We start from the raw sequence: 7505 nt of genomic DNA, 5'->3' as shown, positions 1-7505 counted from the left end.
TACTTCACCCCACCCCGGGCTTCTCCCCGTCTATTCGGCCCCAAACCCCAGTCAACACCCCTACTTTAGGGGCTAATTTCATTCGTGGGTGGGGTACGCCCCCCGCCCCCTGCCGCTTGGGCCCGCCCGCGATTCGGAAGTGGTTCTCGCGGTGCGTGATCAGCGGAGGGCTGCGGCCTTTCGGGCTAGACGCTTCGTGGCGGATTTCGCTGCGGCTTGCGCTTCGGTCGGCTTGTCGGCTACCGGCTTGGTGGCCTTCTTCGCCGGAGCCTTCTTGGCAGGAGCCTTGGTAGCGGATGCCTTCTTCGCAGGTGACTTCTTCGCGGCCGCAGGGGCGCCCGCTTGTTCCAGCGCATCCCGGAGGAACTGCCCGGTGTAGCTTTCGGCTACGGCGACAACGTCTTCCGGAGTGCCCTGGGCTACGACCATGCCGCCGCCGGAGCCACCTTCGGGGCCCATGTCGATGACCCAGTCGGCGGTTTTGATGACGTCGAGGTTGTGTTCGATGACGATAACCGTGTTGCCCTTGTCGACGAGGCCGTTGATGACCTTGAGGAGCTTGCGGATGTCTTCGAAGTGCAGGCCGGTGGTCGGTTCGTCGAGGATGTAGACGGTGCGGCCGGTGGAGCGTTTCTGGAGTTCGGCGGAGAGTTTGACGCGCTGGGCTTCACCGCCGGACAACGTGGGTGCGCTCTGACCGAGCCGCACGTACCCGAGCCCGACGTCCACCAGCGTCTTCAGGTAGCGGTGGATCGAGCTGATCGGCTCGAAGAACTCGGCGCCCTCCTCGATGGACATGTCGAGGACCTCGGCGATGGTTTTGCCCTTGTAGTGCACCTCGAGGGTTTCCCGGTTGTAGCGGGCACCGTGGCAGACCTCGCACGGGACGTACACGTCCGGCAGGAAGTTCATTTCGATCTTGAGCGTGCCGTCACCGGAGCACGCCTCGCAGCGACCGCCCTTGACGTTGAACGAGAATCGGCCCGGCTGATAGCCGCGCACCTTCGCCTCGGTGGTCGACGCGAACAGGGTGCGAATCTTGTCGAACACACCGGTGTAGGTGGCCGGGTTCGAGCGCGGAGTGCGGCCGATCGGCGACTGATCCACCTGAACGAGCTTGTCCAGGTCGTCGAGCCCCTTGATCCTGGTGTGCCTGCCCGGCACCTGCCGCGCGCCGTTGAGCTTGTTCGCCAGCACGGTCGCCAGGATGTCGTTGACCAGCGTCGACTTGCCGGAGCCGGAGACGCCGGTGACCGCGGTGAGCACGCCGAGCGGGAAGTCGACGTCGATGCCGCGCAGGTTGTGCTCGGTCGCGCCGACCACGGTGAGCAGCCGCTTCTTGTTGATCGGACGCCGAACCAGCGGCAGCTCGATCCGCTCCCGGCCGGAAAGGTAAGCGCCGGTGAGTGATTCGGGCTCGGTGAGCAGCTCCTGGTACGGACCGCTGTGCACCACCCGGCCACCGTGCTCGCCGGCCAGCGGGCCGATGTCCACCACCCAGTCCGAGGCGCGGATGGTGTCCTCGTCGTGTTCGACGACGATCAGCGTGTTGCCGAGATTGCGCAGCCGGGTGAGCGTTTCGATGAGCCGCCGGTTGTCCCGCTGATGCAGGCCGATGGACGGTTCGTCGAGCACATACAGCACACCGACCAGCCCGGAACCGATCTGGGTGGCGAGCCGAATACGCTGCGCCTCACCGCCGGACAGCGTCGCGGCGGCCCGCCCGAGCGACAGGTATTCCAGGCCGACGTCGAGCAGGAACCCGAGCCGCGCCTGCACCTCCTTGAGCACCTGCCCGGCGATCGCCGCCTCGCGCTCCCCCAGCGTCAACGAGTTCAGGAACTTCGAGCACTCCCCGATGGACAGATCGCTGACCTCGGCGATGGACTTGTTGTCGCCGCCGGCGCTGATGGTGACCGCGAGGATCTCCGGACGCAGCCGGGCGCCGTTGCAGACCGGGCACGGCACGTCGCGCATGTACCCGTCGTAGTGCTCCTTCATCTGCTCGGACTCGGTGCTCTCCATGCGCCGCTGCAGGAACGGCATCACGCCCTCGAAATCGGCGTAGTACGAACGCTTCCGGCCGTACCGGTTGGTGTAGGAGACGTGCACCTGGTCGGAACTGCCCTCGAGCACGGCCTTGCGCGCCTTGAGCGGCAGGTCTTCCCACGGGGTCTTCATCGAGAAGCCGACGGCCTCGGCGAGCCCGGACAGCAGCCTGGTGAAGTACTCCGCGGTCTGCCCGCGCGACCACGGCGCGATGGCGCCGTCGTTCAGGCTGAGCGCCGGGTCGGGCACCACCAGGTCCGGATCGACCTCCTTGCGAATGCCGAGACCGGAGCAGTCCGGGCAGGCGCCGTAGGGCGAGTTGAACGAGAACGACCGGGGTTCCAGGTCTTCGATGTCGAGCGGGTGCCCGTTCGGGCAGGCCAACCGCTCGGAGAAGCGGCGCTCCCGATCGTGCGCGTGCTCGTCGCGGTCGACGAAGTCGAGCACCACGATGCCGTCGGCCAACCGCAGCGCGGTCTCGATCGAATCGGTGAGGCGCTGTTTGGAATTCGTTTTGACGGCCAGGCGGTCGACGACCACCTCGACGTCGTGCTTCTCCTGCTTCTTCAGCTTCGGCGGGTCGGTCAGCGGATACACCACGCCGTCGACCCGGACCCGGGAGTAGCCCTGGCTGTGCAATTGGTCGAAGAGATCGACGAATTCGCCCTTGCGGGTGCGCACCACCGGCGCGAGCACCTGGAACTTGATGCCCTCCTCCATGGCGAGCACCTGGTCGACGATCTGCTGCGGGGTCTGCTTCTCGATCAGCTCGCCACATACCGGGCAGTGCGGCGTGCCGGCCCGCGCGTACAGCAGGCGCAGGTAGTCGTACACCTCGGTGATGGTGCCGACGGTCGAGCGCGGGTTGCGGTTGGTCGACTTCTGGTCGATCGACACCGCGGGCGAGAGCCCCTCGATGAAGTCGACGTCGGGCTTGTCCATCTGCCCGAGGAACTGCCGCGCGTACGCCGACAGCGACTCCACGTATCGCCGCTGTCCCTCGGCGAAGATCGTGTCGAACGCCAGACTCGACTTGCCGGAGCCCGACAGTCCGGTGAACACGATGAGACTGTCGCGGGGCAGGTCGAGGTCGACCCCCTTCAGGTTGTGCTCCCGAGCTCCGCGCACAGTGAGGCGTTCCGCCACCAGGTGAGTCCCTTCTCGATCGTGTTCGGATGAACCGACAAACGGGTCCAGACGTATCCGGCCGTCATGCTAAACACACCCACCGACAAGTTTGGCTCGTCCGGGGCGTACCAGCTACAACAGCGCTCGCATCGGCGATATTGCGGTGCGTTCGACGCTAGGTCCGCCGCAGATCACCGGACAGACCGCGGACCTGCCAGCCCGCCGCGTCCACCGTGACCGACAGCACGTCCGAGCCGACGCGCAACCCGCCGACCCGCAACGGCAGGTAGCGAGCGGGGACCACCGGCGCGACCGACAGCACCCCCTCCGGAACACTCGGTTCCAGTCTCAACAGCGTACGCAAAAACAGCAACGGCGCGGCAGCGGCCCACGCCTGCGGCGAACAGGACGTCGGATAGGGCACCGGGATGTCGAATTCGGCGCGATCGAAACCGCAGAAGAGTTCGGGCAACCGGTAGCCGAAGCGGGTCGAGGCGTCAAGCACGGCCGCGACCACCTGATTCGCATGCTCGGTGAACCCGTAGCGCATCAGGCCCGCGGCGCAGATCGCGTTGTCGTGCGGCCAGACCGAGCCGTTGTGATAACTGACCGGGTTGTATGCGCCCATTGACGTGGCCAGCGTGCGGATCCCCCAGCCGCTGAACATCTCCGGCGAGAGCAAGTGGCCGGCGACCCGCTCGGCCTTGTCGTCATCGACGATCCCGGTCCACAGGCAGTGCCCGATATTCGAGGTGAGCGCGTCGATCGGGCGCTTGTCCCGGTCCAGGCCGATCGCGAACCAGCCCCGATCCGGCAGCCAGAATGCCTCGTTGAAGGCGGTTTTCAACTGCGCGGCCTTGGCGCGCCAGCGTTCGGCGGCCGCGTGATCGCCGGTGCCCGCGGCGAGTGTGGCGCGTGCGACATACGCCGCGTACGTGTAGCCCTGCACTTCGGCCAGGGCGATCGGCGCTTCGGGCAGCGTGCCGTCGGCGAAGTTGACCCCGTCCCAGGAGTCCTTCCAGCCCTGATTCGCCAGGCCGTGCTCGGCTGCGCACTGATATTCGACGAAACCGTCGCCGTCCAGATCGCCGTAGCGTTCGATCCACTCCAGCGCGCGATCCGCATGCGGCAGCAGCTCGTCGCGGATCCGCGCATCCAATCCCCAGCGATACAACTCGCCGAGCAACATCACGAACAACGGAGTCGCGTCGGCGGTGCCGTAATACGCGGTGCCGCCGCCGAGCAACAGTGTCGCCGCACGCCCGAACCGCACCTCGTGCGGAATCCGCCCCGGCTGTTCTTCGGTCGCCGCATGCACTTTCGTCCCCTGCAGATCGGCCAGACTCTGCAACGTGCCGACCGCCAACCTGCGGTCCAGCGGCAACACCATCCACGAGGTGAGCAGCGAGTCGCGGCCGAACAGCGCCATGAACCAGGGCGCACCCGCGGCCACCACGGCACGCTCCGGATGGTCTGGATCGAAGATGCGCAACGCACCGAGATCGGTGAGCGTGCGTTGCAACACCGACGCGAGGGTTTCGTCCTCGGTGTGCACGGTCGGCGAGTTCGCATACCACTCGCGCAGTCGTTGCGCGGGCGCGCTGCGGTTCACCGGTACGCCACAGGGATAGCGCGGCGGCGCGGGATCGGCGTCGAGCGCGGGCAGGTACTCGATGCACGCGGACCATTCACCACGTCCGGGAAGTGTTACCTCCCAGCACAATTCGCGATCGGTCGCGCTGGCCCCGCTACCGCTGACGGTCACCGCGACACCGAGCTCGGCACGGCTGATCTGAATGGCACCATCGATCGCACGCGCCGCAGTGATCACCTCGTGGTCATGACCGATGCGCCCCTCTTTGACCTCGAAGAGATCAGCGAAATCGGCGTCGAGTTCCAACCGGATCGCACACTCCAACGGCGCACCGGAAAGGTTGCGCACCACCAGATCCTCGCGCATGCCGTCCCCGACGTGCCTGCCGATGATCACCAGCGCGGTGCTGTCCGCAGTGCCCGCCCGCGGCACGGTCCGGGCCAGCAACGTCGCACTGTACGGTTCGTCGTAGCGCACAGTGAGCGGCTCCGGCTCCTTGCCGTCGACGGTCAATCGCCAATGCGACAACACCCTGGTATCGCGAACGAACAAGCCCGCCGCGCGATTCGGACTGATCGCACCGCTGACCTCGCTGATGCAGAAGGTCGAGCCCTCGACCAAGGTGACCCCGGCATTGATCGCCGTCGGCGCCTCCGTGTCCGAGCCGTCGCCCCATGGATGGGTCACCACGCAGCCCCGAGGGCGCTCGGCAAACTCACGCCACCGTGGTGGGCGCCATGACCCGGGTCGTCCGGTCGGCGAGAATGCGGCGATACAGCCGCTCGTGATCGCGCGCCATCCGCAGCCTGCCGAACCGCTGCTCCGCCGCCGCACGGCAATCGCGTCGATCGATGGTGTGCACCTGATCGAGCGCATCCACCATCTCGTCGACGTCGCGGCACAGGAATCCGGTCTTGCCGTGCTCGACGATCTCCGGTGCCGCGCCGTTGGGGAACGCGAGAACCGGTGTGCCGCAAGCCAATGCCTCGGCCATCACGAGCCCGAACGGTTCCGGCCACTCGATCGGATTGATCAACGCGTCGGCGTGGCGCACCAGCTCGACCCGGCGCGCGGTGGCTTCCTCACGCGGCTCGGGATCGTCGGGGCCCATCAGTGGACGCACCCGCTCAGTGTAGTAGCGCTGTTCCTCCGGTTCGCGCATCTTGGTGATCATGAGCAGCTTGCGCCGGGCCAGCCTGGCGATCTGCACCGCGCGGTGCACGCCCTTCGTCTCGTTCATCCGGCCGACGAATATCAGGTAACCGCCGCTGCCAGGGCCGAATCGGTGCGCGTCGAGGTCGATGCCGTGAGGGATCACCTCGGCGATCGGCACGCTGCCCGCCATCCGGCGTTGCGCCTCGGAGATCGCGACGATGCTGGCGTGGCGCGCCATCGAACGGAAGAGTTCCTGACGCATCTCGGTGAACGGCCCGTGATTGGTGACGACGACCGGTGGCCCGTCCTGGATGGCGCCGACGAACGGGCCGAGCGAGGTGTGGTCGTGAATGATGTCGACGTCGGCCAGCGTCTCGTACGCCGCGAGCACGTGCATCAGCTCGGCCTCACCGACGCCGATCTGCACGGTCGGATGCTCGTACAGCGAATACCGGCGCACCGGGCAGGTGGACTCGCCCACCGTGAACAGGTGCACGTCGTGGCCGAGCAGGTCGAGACCGACGGAGAGATTGCCGACCACCGCTTCGGTGCCGCCGTAGGCGGGCGGTGGGACCGGGACCCATGGCGGAACGATCTGCCCGATTCTCATGGACGCCTACGTTCTTCGCCGTCACGCCCTTCCGCCGCAGGCCCCCAGTCTGCGCCGCAGCCGCCGCAGCGCAACAGGACATCGGGTAGTTCGTCGAAGAGGTCGGATCCGCAGCCCGGACAGGCGCGCGGCGATCCGAAGATCGCGCTGAAATCTAGTGTCGCTGAATATGTCATCGCTCGAGTTCCCATATACATATGAGCCTTATGGCTCCGCTGCCCAGGGCCCCTCTGGTTGACTTCATTGCGAGCTTACCCGGAACCTCGTTATCTAATCGTGGCTTTCGGGAGCAGCTTTCGTCCGGTAGACGACGACAGGGAGGCCGACGTGCTCGAGGTATTTCTGGTCGACGATCACGAAATTGTCCGGCGCGGTCTGATCGATCTGCTGGAGGGTGATCCTGAGCTGACCGTGATCGGCGAGGCGGGTGACGTGGCGCAGGCGATGGCCCGAATTCCCATCCTGCGCCCCGATGTCGCGGTGCTCGACGTCCGGCTGCCCGACGGCAACGGCATCGAGCTGTGCCGCGACCTGCTCGCCGAGGTGGAGGGGTTGCGCTGCCTGATCCTCACCTCCTACACCGACGAGCAGGCGATGCTCGACGCCATCCTGGCCGGGGCGAGCGGATACGTCGTGAAGAACATCAAGGGCATGGAGCTGGCCGCCGCGATCAAGGCGGTCGGCGCGGGCCGTTCGCTGCTGGACAACCGGGCGGCCGCCGCGTTGCGGGCCCGGCTGCGCGACGGCGCGCCCGACGACGACGGCCCGCTGGCCGGGCTCACCGAGCAGGAGCGCAAGCTGCTCGCGCTGCTCGGCGAGGGACTCACCAACCGGCAGATCGCGGCGCGAATGTTCTTGGCGGAGAAGACGGTGAAGAACTACGTGTCGAGGCTGCTTGCCAAGCTCGGCATGGAGCGGCGCACCCAGGCGGCGGTGCTGGCCAGCAAGCTCGGCGAGCGCTGACGCGCG

Annotated in this window: 4 protein-coding genes; 1 reads left to right on the top strand and 3 read right to left on the bottom strand. The window is 66.8% G+C overall.

Annotated elements, in window-relative coordinates:
• Positions 1-159: 159 nt before the first annotated feature.
• The 3 genes from uvrA to ACFWF1_RS17490 form a co-directional block, all read right to left on the bottom strand.
• Positions 160-3195, bottom strand: a complete 3036-nt coding sequence (gene uvrA, locus ACFWF1_RS17500; protein ID WP_379289504.1) for an excinuclease ABC subunit UvrA — start codon at positions 3193-3195, stop codon at positions 160-162.
• 157 nt (positions 3196-3352) lie between these two features.
• On the bottom strand, positions 3353-5458 hold the full coding sequence (locus tag ACFWF1_RS17495) for a glycogen debranching N-terminal domain-containing protein (RefSeq protein ID WP_379289503.1): 2106 nt from the start codon (positions 5456-5458) through the stop codon (positions 3353-3355).
• Positions 5459-5486: 28 nt separating this feature from the next.
• Positions 5487-6536, bottom strand: a complete 1050-nt coding sequence (locus ACFWF1_RS17490) for a glycosyltransferase family 4 protein (protein WP_379289501.1) — start codon at positions 6534-6536, stop codon at positions 5487-5489.
• Between the two features lie 327 nt (positions 6537-6863).
• On the opposite strand from ACFWF1_RS17490, the gene ACFWF1_RS17485 reads away from it, so the two are divergent.
• Positions 6864-7499, top strand: a complete 636-nt coding sequence (locus ACFWF1_RS17485; protein ID WP_379289500.1) for a response regulator — start codon at positions 6864-6866, stop codon at positions 7497-7499.
• Positions 7500-7505 lie beyond the last annotated feature (6 nt).

It is taken from the genome of Nocardia sp. NPDC060255 (assembly GCF_042727395.1).
Lineage (GTDB): Bacteria > Actinomycetota > Actinomycetes > Mycobacteriales > Mycobacteriaceae > Nocardia.
This window is presented reverse-complemented; position numbering and strand designations above follow the sequence as displayed.

What these genes read in the sequence shown, in the direction of transcription:
- ACFWF1_RS17490 (WP_379289501.1), bottom strand. Translation starts at nt 6,536, where the DNA reads ATGAGAATCGGGCAGATCGTTCCGCCATGGGTCCCGGTCCCACCGCCC.